At 35.2% G+C, this 16,423-nt stretch carries 16 protein-coding genes; 5 read left to right on the forward strand and 11 right to left on the reverse strand.

Annotated features, from left to right (window positions below):
* Nucleotides 1–17: 17 nt before the first annotated feature.
* From fabG to udk, 4 genes are all read right to left on the reverse strand, one after another.
* Entirely contained in the window at nucleotides 18–761 is a 744-nt protein-coding gene (gene fabG / locus HNS40_RS03275; protein ID WP_172277621.1) for a 3-oxoacyl-[acyl-carrier-protein] reductase, read from the reverse strand.
* A 50-nt stretch (nucleotides 762–811) separates the two neighbouring features.
* The gene (locus HNS40_RS03280; RefSeq protein WP_172277623.1) at nucleotides 812–1,996 is read right to left on the reverse strand and encodes an acetyl-CoA C-acetyltransferase; all 1,185 of its coding nucleotides are present in this window, start codon (nucleotides 1,994–1,996) and stop codon (nucleotides 812–814) included.
* 417 nt (nucleotides 1,997–2,413) lie between these two features.
* The gene (locus HNS40_RS03285) at nucleotides 2,414–2,701 is read right to left on the reverse strand and encodes a septum formation initiator family protein (protein ID WP_172277625.1); all 288 of its coding nucleotides are present in this window, start codon (nucleotides 2,699–2,701) and stop codon (nucleotides 2,414–2,416) included.
* A 90-nt stretch (nucleotides 2,702–2,791) separates the two neighbouring features.
* The gene (gene udk, locus HNS40_RS03290; RefSeq protein WP_172277627.1) at nucleotides 2,792–3,409 is read right to left on the reverse strand and encodes a uridine kinase; all 618 of its coding nucleotides are present in this window, start codon (nucleotides 3,407–3,409) and stop codon (nucleotides 2,792–2,794) included.
* Nucleotides 3,410–3,687: 278 nt separating this feature from the next.
* Here udk and HNS40_RS03295 point away from each other — a divergent pair, with 278 nt between their 5' ends.
* The 5 genes from HNS40_RS03295 (at nucleotide 3,688) to HNS40_RS03315 (ending at nucleotide 9,151) form a co-directional block, all read left to right on the forward strand.
* Nucleotides 3,688–5,664: a thioredoxin family protein gene (locus tag HNS40_RS03295; protein ID WP_172277629.1), complete on the forward strand. Its 1,977-nt coding sequence runs from the start codon at nucleotides 3,688–3,690 to the stop codon at nucleotides 5,662–5,664.
* Between the two features lie 252 nt (nucleotides 5,665–5,916).
* The gene (locus tag HNS40_RS22880) at nucleotides 5,917–6,390 is read left to right on the forward strand and encodes a hypothetical protein (protein ID WP_216663605.1); all 474 of its coding nucleotides are present in this window, start codon (nucleotides 5,917–5,919) and stop codon (nucleotides 6,388–6,390) included.
* Complete coding sequence (pnuC, locus tag HNS40_RS03305) at nucleotides 6,383–7,090, forward strand: nicotinamide riboside transporter PnuC (RefSeq protein WP_172277821.1); 708 nt, start codon at nucleotides 6,383–6,385, stop codon at nucleotides 7,088–7,090. The genes HNS40_RS22880 and pnuC overlap by 8 nt, the downstream gene beginning before the upstream one ends.
* Before the next feature lies 1 nt (nucleotide 7,091).
* Nucleotides 7,092–7,616 carry an AAA family ATPase gene (locus tag HNS40_RS03310; RefSeq protein ID WP_172277631.1) on the forward strand — a complete coding sequence of 175 codons (525 nt, stop codon included), beginning with the start codon at nucleotides 7,092–7,094 and terminating at the stop codon, nucleotides 7,614–7,616.
* A 383-nt stretch (nucleotides 7,617–7,999) separates the two neighbouring features.
* Entirely contained in the window at nucleotides 8,000–9,151 is a 1,152-nt protein-coding gene (locus HNS40_RS03315; protein ID WP_172277633.1) for a sigma-54 dependent transcriptional regulator, read from the forward strand.
* A gap of 201 nt (nucleotides 9,152–9,352) precedes the next feature.
* Here the strand turns inward: HNS40_RS03315 and gdhA are convergent, their stop codons facing one another.
* From gdhA to HNS40_RS03350, 7 genes are all read right to left on the reverse strand, one after another.
* Nucleotides 9,353–10,708 (reverse strand): NADP-specific glutamate dehydrogenase, encoded by a 1,356-nt coding sequence (gdhA, locus tag HNS40_RS03320; RefSeq protein WP_371742919.1) that lies wholly within the window; start codon nucleotides 10,706–10,708, stop codon nucleotides 9,353–9,355.
* Between the two features lie 580 nt (nucleotides 10,709–11,288).
* Nucleotides 11,289–12,644, reverse strand: coding sequence for a hypothetical protein (locus tag HNS40_RS03325; protein WP_172277637.1), 1,356 nt, complete (start codon nucleotides 12,642–12,644; stop codon nucleotides 11,289–11,291).
* Entirely contained in the window at nucleotides 12,641–13,534 is an 894-nt protein-coding gene (locus tag HNS40_RS03330) for a hypothetical protein (RefSeq protein ID WP_172277639.1), read from the reverse strand. The genes HNS40_RS03325 and HNS40_RS03330 overlap by 4 nt, the downstream gene beginning before the upstream one ends.
* Nucleotides 13,535–13,536: 2 nt before the next feature.
* Nucleotides 13,537–14,238 (reverse strand): hypothetical protein, encoded by a 702-nt coding sequence (locus HNS40_RS03335; RefSeq protein ID WP_172277641.1) that lies wholly within the window; start codon nucleotides 14,236–14,238, stop codon nucleotides 13,537–13,539.
* Nucleotides 14,239–14,255: 17 nt separating this feature from the next.
* Complete coding sequence (locus HNS40_RS03340; protein ID WP_172277643.1) at nucleotides 14,256–14,882, reverse strand: hypothetical protein; 627 nt, start codon at nucleotides 14,880–14,882, stop codon at nucleotides 14,256–14,258.
* A gap of 123 nt (nucleotides 14,883–15,005) precedes the next feature.
* Nucleotides 15,006–15,506, reverse strand: a complete 501-nt coding sequence (locus HNS40_RS03345) for a hypothetical protein (protein ID WP_172277645.1) — start codon at nucleotides 15,504–15,506, stop codon at nucleotides 15,006–15,008.
* A gap of 97 nt (nucleotides 15,507–15,603) precedes the next feature.
* A complete protein-coding gene (locus tag HNS40_RS03350; protein WP_172277647.1) occupies nucleotides 15,604–16,335 on the reverse strand; it encodes an outer membrane beta-barrel protein in 732 nt (243 codons plus the stop codon).
* Nucleotides 16,336–16,423 lie beyond the last annotated feature (88 nt).

Genomic DNA, 16,423 nt, shown 5'->3' on the forward strand with positions numbered 1-16,423 from the left:
ACAGCTCATTGTAGGGCTTAAACAGTCATGCCTCCATCTACGCTAATCACAGTTCCGTTTACGTAGGAGGAGTCTTCGGATGCCAAGAAAAGATAAGCTTTTGCAATTTCTTCAGGAGCTCCTAGCCTTTGTAATGGTACTTTAGCTTTCATAGCATCAAGAACATTTTCTGGCATTTTCATCACCATTTCTGTGGCAATAAAACCAGGAGCTACAGCATTTACATTGATGCCTTTTCTTCCTAATTCTCGAGCCCATGTTTTAGTCATTCCTATCAATCCAGCCTTTGTGGCTACATAATTGGTTTGCCCAAAATTTCCATATAAGGCCACTACTGATGAGGTGTTGATGATACGGCCTGATTTAACAGCGAGCATATGAGGGATAACGCATTTTGTGCAATTGAAAACGCCAGTAAGGTTTACATCAATTACTTGATCCCATTGCTCTCTGGTCATTTTGAGGAGGGTAGAGTCGCGAGTAATCCCAGCATTATTGATTAGGATGTCAATTTTTTGATATTTTGAAATCACCTCTTTCACACTGTTTTCTACTTCTTCGAAATTGGCGGTATTAACCTTCATAAAGAAAGCCTGGCCTCCTTTTGTTGTGATTTCCTCAATGGTTTCTTTTGCTTTGTCTTCGTTTAAATCCCAAACGATGACCGTGGCGCCTTCTGCTGCAAATATTTCAGCTCCAGCTTTTCCAATTCCACCTGCTGCACCTGTGATGATGGCGACTTTATTTTCTAATTTTTTCATATAATTATATTTTTTTTATTCCCTTGACTATTACAATAAACTTTGGAATACTAATTCATGTTTTCAATGATAAGGGCTGTGCCTTGGCCTCCTCCAATGCATAAGGTAGCTAAACCTTTTTTTGCGTGACTTCTTCTCATTTCATAAAGAAGGGTAGTTAGTATTCTTGCACCAGAAGCTCCTATGGGATGACCTAATGAGATGGCACCACCATTCACATTGATTTTATTGACATCACATTTTAAATCTCGTGCTACAGCAATTGACTGTGCTGCGAAAGCTTCATTGGCTTCAATGAGATCTATTTCATTGATGTCCATGTTTATTTTTTTCAAAGCTTTCATAGTTGCAGGAACTGGCCCGTAGCCCATAATGGTAGGATCGAGAGCAGCACTGGCATAGGAAAGGATTTTTGCCATGGGTTTTAATCCTAGTTCTTTGGCTTTGTCTGCTGACATGATAATTAACATAGAAGCACCATCATTTATACCTGAAGATGTTGCAGCGGTTACCGTCCCGTCTTTTTTAAATGCGGGTCGTAGCTTTGCAAGCTTTTCTAGTTTAACTCCAGCTTTTGGAAATTCATCCGTATCAATGATGATTGGATCTCCTTTTCGTTGTGGAATTTCGATGGGGATGATTTCGTCTTTAAATTTCCCATCAATTTGTGCCTTTTCAGTCTTGTTTTGACTAGAGACCGCAAATTGATCTTGTTCCTCACGACTGATATTCCATTGTTCAGCAATGTTTTCAGCGGTAATGCCCATGTGATAATTATTAGTGGCATCTGTTAATCCATCTTTAATCATGCTGTCAACAATTTCACCGTGACCCATTTTTTGGCCAAATCGAGCTTTAGGTAAAAGGTAAGGAGCGTTTGACATGCTTTCCGTTCCTCCGGCCAGTATAATATCAGCATCATCGAGCATAATCATCTGTGCAGCTAAATTTACTGCCTTTAATCCTGAGCCACATAATTTATTAATAGTCATGGAAGGACTGGTATAAGGAATGCCTGCGTTTATGCTGATTTGTCGAGCAATATTCTGGCCCAAACCTGCTGATAGTATATTGCCAATGATGGCCTCGTCAACTTGTTCAGCTTTTATTCCAGCTCTCTTAATAGCTTCTTTGGCAGCTATGGTTCCTAATTCTGTGGCGGATAGTTTTGATAAACTTCCTCCGAAATTTCCTATGGCTGTGCGAACAGCTGATACGATAACAACTTCTTTCATCTTTGCTTTATTTTGAATAGCAAATTAAAGGATACTGGACAGGAAAGAGGAATGTGATTCGTAAAATGTGGGTATTGACAAATTTGTTGTAAATGGTAATGAAATTATTTAAGTTGCATTGAATCAGAAATATAAGTGTGTTTAATATGGGCTTGACAATCTTTAATTCGTCGGGATATTAGTATTGAAAAACATTTATTTTGTTTTGAAAAATCTATGATTAAGTTAAAATCTATTTCTAGATAACTGAATGAGGATGTTCGTTTTGTGAGGTCTGGAGGTTGGAGCGAGGAGGACAGTTATCTTGCTAAGGAGAGCATTATATAAAGTTTTTCAAACTTCATTATTCAATATTATGGATGCTTTGATTTTTGTGAAAATAAGAAAAGTGAACATGGAATCAAATTTGAATCCTATTTAATCCTCCCTAACAATAATAAAGATATCCTCATGAGGCTTTTTCATCATAAAGCGTTCTCTGGCGAACTTTTCGATGTTTTCTTTATTATTAAATAAGGTATGATAGGTGAGGCTATCTTGGTGAAGCTCGTTTTTGTAAAACTCTTTTTCTTCTTTTAAATCGGAAAGCTCGCTCATTAGTTTATACTGGGCTCTGAAATTATACTGATCAAATATCAACAGATAACCCAAAAAGATAAGAGTAGCAATGATGAATCTGTTTTTTAGTATTTTAATCACTTTCATGGATTCCGATTTTGCACAAATATAAAAAGCCTAGCTAAGAATAATCTGGCTAGGCATAAATTTCTTTCAACTATTTATTGTTAGAATCCTCTAATCCACTTCGTGTAGGCTTTGGTTGATTTTAGTGGCTAAAATATCAATAGCCACATGATTTTTTCCTCCTTGGGGTACAATCACATCGGCATATTTCTTGGTAGGTTCAATAAATGTTTGATGCATGGGCTTAACCCAAGTTTGATAATGCTCTAAAGTTTCGATATAGGATCTTCCTCGTTCTTCCATATCTCTTCTGATATTCCTCATCAGTCTATCATCAGCATCGGCATCCACGAAAACCTTCACATCCATTTTGTCTCGAAGTTTTCGGTTGGTCATCACCAAAATACCTTCAATAATCATCACACGAGATGGTTTTACCTCAATGGTTTCTTTGCCCCGAGAACATGTTACATAATTATAGGTTGGCATTTGTATGGTCTCATTGGCTAGTAATTGATCTACTTGTTTGTTTAATAATGCAAATTCAATGGAACCAGGATGATCAAAGTTGATTTTAGTTCTTTCTTCTGGTGTAAGGTGACTATTGTCCCTATAGTATGCGTCCTGAGGAATGACGGTTACCGAACCTTCAGGAAGCGAATTGACCATCTTTTTTACAACAGTTGTTTTGCCGGACCCAGAACCGCCAGCTATCCCAATTATTAACATGAATGTGGTTTTAAATTAACTCAACAAATTAAGCCATTTTAATTGAGAACCACAATATATTGATGGCTTTAGTTTTACTTGAGATTTGTTTGCCAGTGTTAAATAATCTTAAGACAATAAATGTTTCTTGTATTTCCTGTAAGAATTTTTAATTATTTTGCACTAATCGTAAAAATCAATAGGCTAATGTGAATTTTTAATTAAATTTGCCTTTTGAAAAAAATTTACAAAGTACCTGTGACTTTTTAAAAAAATTAGAAACTTATAATAATAAACACATGAAAAAGTTTTTTTTACTACTTGTTTTTCTTGTAGCTTCATTAGGAATACAATTACAAGCACAAGTTTTAATTCCTGTAAAGTGGAATATTTCATCTGAGCAAACATCAAAAGATGAGGTTGTGATTACCTTCGATGCTAGTATTGATGAGCATTGGCATTTGTATAGTCAGCATATTGATATGGCTCCTCCAGCTACAACATTTGGCTTTGAGGAAAATGCAGATTACGAATTGGTGGGAGAAATAGAAGAAACTGAAAGTATTGAGGAGTTTGACAAGAACTTCGATATGATATTGAAGTATTTTGCTCATGAAGCTACTTTTACAGCCAAATTTAAGTTGCTGACAGAAGAAAAGGTAGTGATTAAAGGCTATGTGAACTATATGGTTTGTGATGATACTCGTTGTCTCCCTCCCACGGATGAGGAGTTCGAGTTTGTATTTAACGCGCCAGAAGTTGAAGAGGCTGTGATTGAAGCTGCTTCTACAAATAATCTTACAGGTGAAGGAGAAAATAGCTTAATGGGCTTTTTTATTGTGAGTTTCTTATTTGGTTTAGCGGCTATTTTAACACCATGTGTATTTCCTATGATTCCTATGACCGTGTCTTTCTTTATGAAAGGTGGAGAAAATAAAGCCAAAGGTAGAATGGAAGCTTCAGTTTATGGTATTTCTATTGTTGCTATCTATGTATTTATTGGTTCTGTATTAGCTGTTGTTGCTGGCCCTGGAATTGCAAATTTCTTGTCTACTCACTGGCTTCCTAATATTCTATTCTTTGTTATCTTCGTTATTTTTGCGGCTTCCTTCTTCGGAATGTTCGAAATAGTTATGCCACACTGGTTGGTAAATAAATCTACCGCCAACGAAGATAAAGGTGGTTTCTTAGGCCCTGTATTTATGGCCCTAACTCTAGTGTTGGTTTCTTTTAGCTGTACTGGTCCTATTGTTGGTACTATTTTGGTTGAAGCTGCTGGTGGCGCTTTTCTCAAGCCCATTATAGGTATGTTGGGATTTTCTTTGGCATTTGCATTACCATTTACTTTATTTGCTTTCTTCCCTCAGTGGTTAAACAAGTTGCCAAAATCTGGTGGATGGTTAAATTCAGTAAAAGTAGTTTTAGGTTTCTTAGAATTGGCTTTAGGTTTAAAATTCCTAAGTATGGCCGACCAAACTTACCATTGGGGATTATTAGACAGAGAAGTGTATTTAGCACTTTGGATAGTGATTTTCTTCTTAATGGGACTCTACTTATTAGGTAAATTAAGATTTGCCCACGATAGTGAATTGAAAGTACTTGGAGTGCCTCGTTTATTTTTGGCCATTGCAACCTTCTCTTTCGTGGTTTATATGATTCCAGGTATGTGGGGGGCACCTTTAAAAGCACTTTCAGGATATATGCCTCCAATGACTTCTCAGGATTTTGATGTCAATAAAATTGCTAGAGAAAATGCCGGAAGTGGCGGGGGAGTGGCTAAGAAAGAATTATGTGAAACACCAAAGTTTTCTGAGTTCTTACATCTTCCTCATGGTTTAGATGGTTATTTTGATTACGATCAAGCCTTAGCTTGTGCTAAAGAGCAAAACAAACCTGTGTTTATCGATTTTACTGGTCATGCCTGTGTGAATTGTCGCGAAATGGAAGCCAATGTTTGGTCTGACCCTACAGTGTTAGATATGTTAAGAAACGATTATATAGTTACTGCATTATATGTGGATGATAAGTCTAAACTTCCAGAAAGCGAATGGGTGACTTCTGTATATGATGGTAAAGTAAAAAAGACCATAGGTGCTAAGTTTGCTGATATGCAAATAGCTAAACATAATGTAAATGCACAACCCTATTATGTATTACTTAATCCTAATGGTGAAATGTTGACCCAGCCAAAAGCTTATGATTTAAATGTGGCAAATTACGTTGAGTTTTTAAAGACAGGTTTGAAAAACCATAAAGAAGGTAAATCCTTGAAATAAAATATTCATCTTTGATGAGAGAAAAGGAGTTCCTATTTGGAGCTCCTTTTTTTTATGGACTCTATTATGAATTATTGTTAATCACTTCTGTGTAATTGAAAAATGACTGGTTTATCCCCTAACTAAAAGCGAAAATGCAAATATATTTCTACAAAAAACTATAAAGAATAAAGAGTTATATGCGTCAATTAATTACTATTAATCAATACTGTCCAAAATACGTTTCATATTATAAAAAGATTCTTTACTTCATTGCATTTCGTTCAGAAAGACAATGTATTAGAATATGACTCCATGGAAGAATGGGCTTTATTTTTTCAATGGCAAAATCAAACCCATTCTTCCAGTTTCCTTACCAAAACACTTGTCACTCCGATGCGTAGCGAGGAGTCTATTGTAATTATTAGGACGCTATTGACTTTTAATAAAGGATTTCTAAGTCCTTTGTTTTACTTTTGCAGAATGAGAACATCTATAGAAATAAGTTATTATCCTTTAAAGGAAGAGTTTATTCCGCCTATTCAATCATTTATTGACAGACTAAATACCTACAGTGAAATCAATGTGGAAACCAATGGTATGAGTACCCAAATATTTGGTGAGTATGATGATGTAATGGCTATTGTGACCAAAGAAATGAAAGCAGCCATGGAATTACCCTATTCCATTTTTGTGATGAAAGTCATCAACGCTGATTTGCAAATACATCCAGGTGCAAATGTCTAGTTTGTTCGAATTCTTATTGGAGCCTTATCAAACGGCTAGTATATTTCATATTCTTCTCGAAGTTCTAGCAGCTATATTTGGAATTGCTAGTGTTTTCTATGCGCGTAAGGAAAGTATTTTGGTATTCCCTACAGGAATCATCAGTACGGTTATTTATGTTTACTTGCTTTCCCAATGGACGCTTTATGGCGATTTAATCATTAATATTTATTATACCATCATGAGTATTTATGGTTGGTATATGTGGAGTAGAGTGGATGGCGATGAAAATCATATTCCCATATCCCGAACCAATACTATGGATAAGTTTAAAGCTTTCGGAATCTTCGCTTTCACAAGTGTTTTTGTGATTGTGGTTTATCGCTATTATAATGTGATGCCAAATCACTTGGGCTTTTTTGAAAGTATAGATTTTGCTATTGATAAATTAGGCTCTGGAAATGTTGAGGAATTTAGATTGGCCACTCCCTATTTAGATACATTTACCACTGGTATTTTCTTTGCAGGAATGTGGCTCATGGCCAATAAGAAAATTGAAAACTGGACGCTTTGGATTGTTGGGGATGTGGTTTCTATTCCTTTGTATTTGGTAAAAGGATATGGGTTTACGGCCATTCAATATACGGTATTCTTAGTTTTGGCTATTATGGCTTATTTCACATGGAAAAAGAGTATTCAACAAGCTGTAGCAAAAAGATAATATGGTAAAGAAAATCCTTATTACTGGGCCTGAAAGTACAGGGAAATCAACGCTGGTTCAGGCATTAGCTGAATACTTTAAAGCCCAATATGTTTCTGAATATGCTCGTGAATATCTCGAAAAGCTAGACCGACCATATAACGAAAATGATTTGCTTGAAATTGCTAAGGGGCAGATACAATTAGAGGATGCCAATTTAGAAAGAGATTCTCTTTTATTTATTGATACCGATCTTACGGTCATGCATATTTGGAGTGAAGAGAAATTTGGCAGGACGAGTGATTGGGTATTGCAAGAAGTGAGATCCAGAACTTACGATTTATACTTGGTTCCAGATATCGATCTAGAATGGACCTACGATCCACAAAGAGAAAACCCGAATGATAGAGAGCGATTAATGAAACTATATCAGAAATCATTTGATGAAAGAGGAATTAAATATCATATGATTAATGGACAGGGCGAACAGCGTTTTCAGAATGCCATTGAGATTGTGGAACGCTTTTTGAATGGAATGAATCAATGATAGAATGAATAAAGGAGTTAATGATAGAATGTTAGAATTGGTCAAACTATTCAATCATTACACCATTAAAACATTCACTCATTAAAAACAAAATATAATAATCCAAAGTTTAGAGAAATTGTAAAAATCAAATAGCAAAAAAAGTAAAGATTTCAGTATTCTATATTATATTAGATAATGAAACAACAAAAGGTAATGTAATGAAGCTCAATTTGAATTTCATTATTCATTCCTAAAACATTAAGAATTAAAAGTTTATATAAATAGTAAGATTCAAGGCGCAAGTAAATTTAAAACCGCAGTTTACTGAAGTAAATGAGGATTTTGAATTTATAAAGCAACGCTGTAGCTTGCATTTATATAAGCTTAAATATAGAGAATTTATGGCAAAGATATTAGTAATAGACGACGAGAGAAGCATCAGAAACACCATCAAGGAAATTCTAGAGTATGAAAAGCACCAAGTGCTTTTGGCTGTAGATGGGAGCGAAGGTTTGAGTTTGATGGAACAGACCGCTTTCGATGTGGTACTCTGCGATATTAAAATGCCCGAAATGGATGGCATGGAAGTATTGGAAAAAGCCATGAAGATTACTGATAGTCCAATTATTATGATTTCTGGTCATGGAAATATCGATATTGCGGTGGAGGCTATTAAAATGGGAGCATTCGATTATATTGCTAAGCCTTTGGATTTAAACCGCCTTTTGGTGACCATTAGAAATGCCATGGACAAGAAAACCTTAGTCGCTGAAACCAAAACGCTAAGAAGAAAAGTAGCTAAAAAATATACCATGATTGGGGAGTCTAAACCCATGCTGCATTTAAAAGAAATGATAGATAAAGTGGCACCAACCAATGCTCGTGTTCTAATTACCGGAGAAAATGGAACGGGAAAAGAATTGGTAGCACGAGCCTTATTTGAAGGTAGTGATAGAACCAAAAAGCCATTTATTGAAGTCAATTGTGCAGCCATACCATCTGAGTTGATCGAGAGTCAGTTATTTGGACACGAAAAAGGGAGTTTTACGTCTGCAATTAAGCAGCGTAAAGGTGATTTTGAATTGGCCCATGGCGGAACATTATTCCTCGATGAGATTGGTGATATGAGTTTGTCAGCACAAGCTAAAGTTTTGCGGGCACTGCAAGAAAATAAGATTACTAGAGTAGGAGGGGAGAAAGAGATTTCTGTGGATGTTAGAATTATTGCGGCCACCAATAAAAACCTGAAAGAGGAAATAGCAAAAGGAAATTTCCGTGAGGATTTATACCATAGATTGAGTGTAATCTTATTAGAAGTTGCTTCTTTAAAAGATAGGAAAGAAGATATTCCTCATCTGGTAGCGCACTTTTTACAGCAGAGTAGTGAGTCCCAAGGAAAGAAAGCTCCAGAAATTTCTGAGGAGGCTATTAAGGCGCTCAAAGAGCTCGATTGGTCTGGTAATATAAGAGAGTTGCGTAATGTGGTAGAAAGGCTCGTGATATTGTCTGACGAGAAGATTGAGGCTGCTGATGTGAAGCAGTATGTTTTTTAAGACTAATATACTTCTTATTAAACTTCTTAAACTGGTTTTCTCAAATATACTTAGACAAAAGTGTATTGGTACGAACTAGTTTTTTTATGTTAGATAGGTTCTCTAAAATACCCTCCTCAAAAAAGCTGAGACAAAAAAATCCCCACCAAAATTGGTAGGGATTTGTAATCTATAATCAGTTTAACAACTAAATAACCTGAATTATACAACTCCTTGAGCTAACATAGCATCGGCAACTTTAACGAAACCAGCAATGTTTGCACCATTTACATAATTGATGAATTCACCTTCAGTTCCCCACTTAACGCAGTTCTCGTGAATGTCAATCATAATAGAGTCTAATTTTGCATCAACTTCTTCTCTTGTCCAAGCTAAACGCTGAGAGTTTTGTGTCATTTCTAAACCAGAAACAGCAACACCACCTGCATTAGCAGCTTTACCAGGACCGTAAAGAATCTTAGAGTCAATATAAACGGTGATAGCATCTGGAGTAGAAGGCATGTTTGCTCCTTCAGAGATACAGTAACAACCATTATCAACTAAAGTTTGAGCTTCTTCACCATTAATTTCGTTTTGTGTAGCACAAGGAAGAGCTACATCACACTTGATAATCCAAGGACGTTGTCCTTCGTGATACTCACAACCATACTTTTCAGCATATTCTTTGATACGGCCACGCTTCACATTCTTCAATTCCATAACGAAGGCTAATTTCTCAGCATCGATACCAGCTGGATCATAAATGAAACCTGCAGAATCAGAAAGTGTAACTACTTTTCCACCTAATTCAGTAACTTTTTCAGTAGCATATTGAGCAACGTTACCAGAACCAGAAATACAAACTACTTTACCAGTGAAAGTTTCTTTTCTTGTGGCGAGCATTTCTCTTGCAAAATAAACAGCACCGTAACCAGTAGCTTCAGGACGGATTAAAGAACCACCCCAACCTAGGCCTTTACCAGTTAAAACACCAGTAAATTCGTTACGAATTCTCTTATATTGGCCATACATATATCCAATCTCACGACCACCAACTCCGATATCACCAGCAGGTACATCAGTGTTAGGACCAATATGACGTTGTAATTCTGTCATGAAGCTTTGAGCGAAACGCATCACTTCATTATCAGATTTTCCTTTAGGATCAAAATCAGATCCACCTTTACCACCACCCATTGGAAGAGTAGTTAAACTATTTTTAAGTACTTGCTCAAAAGCTAAGAATTTTAAGATACCAAGATTTACAGTTGGATGGAAACGAAGACCACCTTTGTAAGGTCCGATAGCGGAATTCATCTCAATTCTATATCCTTTGTTGATTTCAACACCACCTTTGTCATTTAACCAAGGCACACGGAAAAGAATTACTCTTTCTGGCTCAACCATTCTTTCAAGAATCTTAGCATCTTTATACTGAGGATTCTCTTCTACGAAAGGAATTAAAGATTCTACTACTTCATGAACTGCCTGGTGGAATTCAACTTCACCTGGGTTAGAAGCAATAACTTTTGCCATAAAATCTTGAACTTTTTGTTCCATTACATTAGCCATATCAATTGTTTTTTATAAGGTTTTAATTTCAATTTCATGCCAAGTTTACGAAGAAAAAACCGTCCGAAACCCCTACCCAGAACTAATTTACGTACAATGCTTATCTTTTTCAGGGAAACCCTTATGGGAACTTACGAAAAGAGATTATTGAATAAACATGCAGATTTGAAGGCTATAGAATATGCCTTGTCCCGATGGAAAAAAAGCTGTATTGTAGAGTTGATGCTTGGTCTCTAATTTTTGACTTATGAAAATATCACAGTTCATTCCAAATAAAATAGGCTATAATTCAGTGCTTTTGATTGCTTATTTAGAATTAGCAGATAAGCACTATAATTGTTTAGATAATAACACCGAATTTCTTATTGATTTTTCACAAATATAAAGGCTCTCTTAGCTAGAATAGGTCTACATATATATTCCATATAAATTCATTTTTTTGTAACGAGAATTACGGATTCAAATTGTTCAATCACTGCTGGGGAATTATAATTTTGAAAGTTTAGAAATAAAACTAATGTTTAATGAAATTAGCATTATAATTTCAATATATAATCGGTATAATACTCCTCCTATGCTACTAAAACTAAAAAGGCAAAGCATTGTGCTGGGAAGGTGTGTTCCTTTTCCATATTGGAATCTTCAAGATAAATCCAGTATCATATACTATTTTATCCATTAGGCTAGCTTTTGATGAATGTATCACTTTTCCAAAAGCTAAATTCATTCCAATATGCTCAGTGAAGAAAAAATCGGCTCCAACAAGAAAGGAGGTAGCTGTTTGGTCTATTGGATTATCATGTCTGTTTTCTGAACTTCCATTATAAGATCTATTCACTACACCATAGCTCAAATCAAAGTATAGCCAGTTAAAACCAACCACTTTAATACCTACGTTATACCAAGGACCTAAATCTTGAAACATTGGATCTGGATATACTCCGATTCCAGCATGTGGTGCAATCCCGAACACACTACCCACTCTGTATTGAACCCTAAGGCCTAAATAACCGTAACTATTTCCAAATCCTCCTGCGATGCTCAAATAATGATAATCCCCATTGAAATATAACCTTTGTTGCATGGTTTGTCGAGATTTTGTGAATTTTATTGTTTTTACATTCTCACTTTCAAAACTCAATGTATCAATTACTACAAGGGGTTTTAGTTTGCTTATTGAATCAGGCCAAATTTCTAAAATATCTCCCGATAGCTTTTCATTATTTCCAAAGTATATGGTTGCTTTATATTTTTTAGGGTTTTGATTAATCTTTATAAAAGAAGTTTCTGAAAGAGAATAGGTTTCTCGGTATTTCCTATCCCTAAGTATTCGGGTATTATTGGGGTAGTTCAATTGAAAGACAATTCCACTAATGGTGTCTCCATTTTTTAAAATAAGGAAGTCATAACCCGTAGATTTAGAATAACCCTCATATATTGTCTCTTTCTTTTTGAATCTTTTAGATTTGATTCCCTTATTAGGAGAATACCTAATTCTTCTGATGTAATCATAAGGAATCCTTAAGTGATTAAAGCTATGATTCTTCAGTATTAGATAATCATGAGGATGGTCTTCAATGATTTCTCCCCTTAAGATATCAATATTCCTAAAATATATATAGTCTTGTTTTTTGAGCTTTTGTAGTTCTTCATGATTAACAATAGAGTCTTTTGACAAGTCTTTAGAAGTGATTTTAGAATCTTTAGTCTTAACTAAAGTCATTTTGTTATCAATATAATACTTTTCAATTTCATACCATTGAATGGTGGTAGTGATTTCATTTTCGCTTTTATAGCTTATCGAAGCTCCTGGTTTTTGGTCAGTTATCTTCGCTTTAATAATATTACCATTCTTTAAATATATAAGATCAGGATAGCTCTTTTGTGAGAACCCAGTGAGTGTGAGAATCATAAAGATGCTGAGAGCTAAAAGTTTTTTCATTTCTTTTTTGATTGATTTCTATGCTTTCTAATTGGGAATTTAAAAATAACACCCATATCAAACAGGAATTTGGGGTCGATTGTTTCTTTTTCAATGGGGATTTCTCTACCCATAGCTATGTTTAGCCCAAATGATTTATTAAAGAAATGGTCGGCTCCTATTCTTGCAGTGAAACCTTCAACGGACGCTGTTCTACGGTCTTCAATAGACGTATATGGAGGAATTCTTTCTTCATAATGGCCAATGATTCCATAGCCTCCATTTATGTAGAAAGAATTGAGAAAATACAGTTTTAAGCCCACATTATAATAGGGCTCTGGTCCGAATAAAAAGGCTAAATTAAAACCTCCTCTCACATACATCCCCACTCCAAAATCACCCCCTACTCTATATTGAAAGCTAAGTCCAATCCTTCCATGGGCAAATTCAATTCCTGGACTAATGCTAAAATAATGGTGGTCTCCCTTATATACAGCGTTTAGCTTTCTTTCAATATTCTCTTTTTTGTGAAAAATGCGTTTTACTTTTTCATGGGAAATACAAACCGTATCTCCTAAATGGTCTGGTATAAAAGTGATGAAATCATTGGGATTTATTTGGAGTATAATACCTATGGTGCGTTCGCCAGAAACCATATAAAGCACATCAAATGGATCGTCATACATTTGGTTTTGTATGATTTTATCTATGTCTTTAAATAAAAAAGGTTCAAGATATTGATCCTCTACCATTAGTCTGACATGACGAGGGTATGCGATTTCCACCAAAGTACCAGAAACAATCTCTCCACTATTCAAATAGACCAAATCTTTATTGTTATCTTGAGCGTAAATTGCAGTTGAAAATAGAATTCCAAACATTAAACAAATAGTATTTAAATCAATCTTCATTGTTAAATTTCTTTTGGAGTTTCAGATTTTTTCTTTGGAGATGATAGTTTAATTAAGAGGCCTAGATCTAGAGTAGCTCCTTGATATTTATTGTATTTAGAGGCTCCAACAGCAACGTTGAGCCCAATGTGTTCTGAAAAAATAAAATCTCCTCCAATTAATACGGAAGGACCAAGAACTGTGTGCCCCCAGTCAGAAAACCCAACTACCCCATAGGTAAGATCTATGAATAGATATTTGAAATAATAGAATTTCGCTCCAATATTCCATCCAAAGCTATTATTCCCTCCATTGATACCTGGGAGATAGCCTGCCCCAAAATGACCACCAAAGCCTAGTGTTTTTCCTCCTCTAATTTGAAGATGTGCCCCTAAGCCGCCATAGGCATTTCCTATTCCCAGGCCAAAAGCGGCATATTCATTATATCCTTTGTCCAAATAGGATTTCTTTTTAATGGTTTTAGGATCAGTGTCTTTAGTAATTGTCAATTTGTTATCTATATAATACTTCTGAATATCTTTCCAGCTGATAACTGTTATAGAGCCGTTTTCACTTTTATAGGTGATAGACTTCCCTAGTTTCTGCTTGAGGACTTTTGCATGGATAATGGTTCCGTCATTTAGAAAGATGGTGTCGGTATTGCTTTCTTGAGAATAGGAAGATATTGTTAATAGAAAAAAGAGAATGCTGATAAGGTGTCGCATGATTATATGTTTTGAGATTAGAATTTAATGATAAGGCCTATCCCGCTGTTGGTCATCCCCATATTCAGGCTGATGTCTTTTTGCTTGTGTTTTAGCATGGCATCTTCACTTTTTTTGGCTTTGATACTACCCGAAATCCAGAGAGGAGTGCCTAGATTAAAGAGGACGCCACCACCAATAAATAAAGCAGGAATGAAGTATCTGGTAGACTCATTGTTTTTATTGTTTCTATACATAACCCCATAAGTTATTGCACCAATAGCTCCCCCTAAAAGACTAAACTTTGCACCACCCTTTTTTTGTTTTAATGCTTTCTGATATTCAGCTTGAAAAAACGCTTCTCCTTTTATTCTCTCTTTTTCATTTGTGGAAGAAAATATAAGTGGGTAGGCATTGGCTTTTATCTCTTCACGAGTTCGGAAATCGATAAATCGACCATTTTTTATAGCAGCAATGGCTAGAACAGTATCTTGAAAGTCATCTTTTTCATAGATGATGGTATTCCAGTTTTTTATTTTGAGAATTTGACATTCAGTAATAGAATCTCCTCCTGATACAGGATAAATAATGTCTTTGTATTTATCTTGACTAAAGGAAAATAAACTGGATAGTAGAAAGATAATGATAAAATAGATAGACTTCATAATTGGCGTTTAGAATACAAATCAAAAATAGAAATAATTCTAAGCTTCTTATAAGGTTAATTGAATTTAGAAAGATTTTAGATAAGCCAAGATTTTGAGGAGGTCTTTGTAAATATATGCTGCTTAAAATCTTAAGCTGATGCCAATCCCATTTTTTGAGGAAGATAGTTGGAGGCTTATGGACTTTTCTTCCATTTTTTCAAGAACAGCTCTATTCTTTTTCATTTTTGAGGAGCCCGAAATCCATAAAGGGATTCCTATTCCTGTCATCACCGTTGCGGTAATAAAAATACCTGTTCCCACTCCACCTAAACTCTCTTTTTCCTTGTCGTTTTTATTCTCCATAGCTACTAAACTACCTGCAATAAATCCACTTAAACCAAATGCTGTTAAAAAGAGGCCTCCGTTTCTCCTTTTTTTTGCGCTGAAATATTCCTCTTCATAATATGAATAACTATCCTCAGCTTTTATGGAAGAATCATTTTTAGTGGGATTTGGTGAGAGCTTTGAATAGGAAAGTTGGCTGATTTGAAGTTGAGCAAGGGCTTTTTCTGGAGTATCTGATGCAAAAATTGATGTGCTCAGCATGGTGGAAATAAAAAGAATGTAAATTATAGGCTTCATGGGTATAGATTTGAGTTCAAAGATATCAAAATCTAATGACACAAAAAATGCCATTTCTATAACAAGAAACGGCATTTGTATTTATAAACAGGGAGTGTTAGTCTCCGAAAAGAACATAAGCTACACCCACCTTAAAACCAGCATAGGCATTGTGAGAAGCAGAATAAACACCATCGTTATTTGGTATTTGCCAATCTGCTGCATTAATGTCTTTAAGACCATAACCAAAGTTTAAAGTCGCATCAACATATAAATTCTCAATAATGACAATTCTAGCACCAAGCTCTAAGTTTAAAATGATGTCGTTTTTCTCATAACGATCGGTTACATCTTTGGCTGTAATTTCGAATTCATCCTCTTCATGGTATTGAGTATATGGACTTCCGTTTTTCGTCCAAGTTTGCTCTGCGTCTTTCATCATAGCAAATAAAATCCCAAACCCACCCATGAAATTAACTCTAGTTTCAGTACCAGTGAATTTTAACATGACTGGAATCACATTATACTTGAATAGTAGATTTCTTTCAAAAGATGATGAAGTAGTTTCTTCAAAGTCTTTATACTCATCGGTATAGTTCTGACCTAGATTCATCATCCAATATCCAGAATATATGCCAATGTTGTCATTGAAATTATATCCAAGGTCTAAACCAAAAGAGGTGTTTGAAGTTGCAGCAAAGTCATATTCGTGACCATTACCCCAAGTATTTTGATTCACCATGAAAGAAGAAAGGTACATAAAGTTACCACCTACATTAAGTCCTTTTTGTGCATAACTGGCAGGAATAACCAGTGCTAATAATAGCATGATTGTTAAAAAGCGTTTCATTTTGATTGTAATATTTGTTTTTAGTTTTTTCAAATTCAAATATAGAATAATACTTGATTTACCGAACATGAATTGTGAAAGTCTTTTG

Origin of the sequence: Lentimicrobium sp. S6 (assembly GCF_013166635.1) — a bacterium.
Lineage (GTDB): Bacteria > Bacteroidota > Bacteroidia > Bacteroidales > UBA12170 > UBA12170.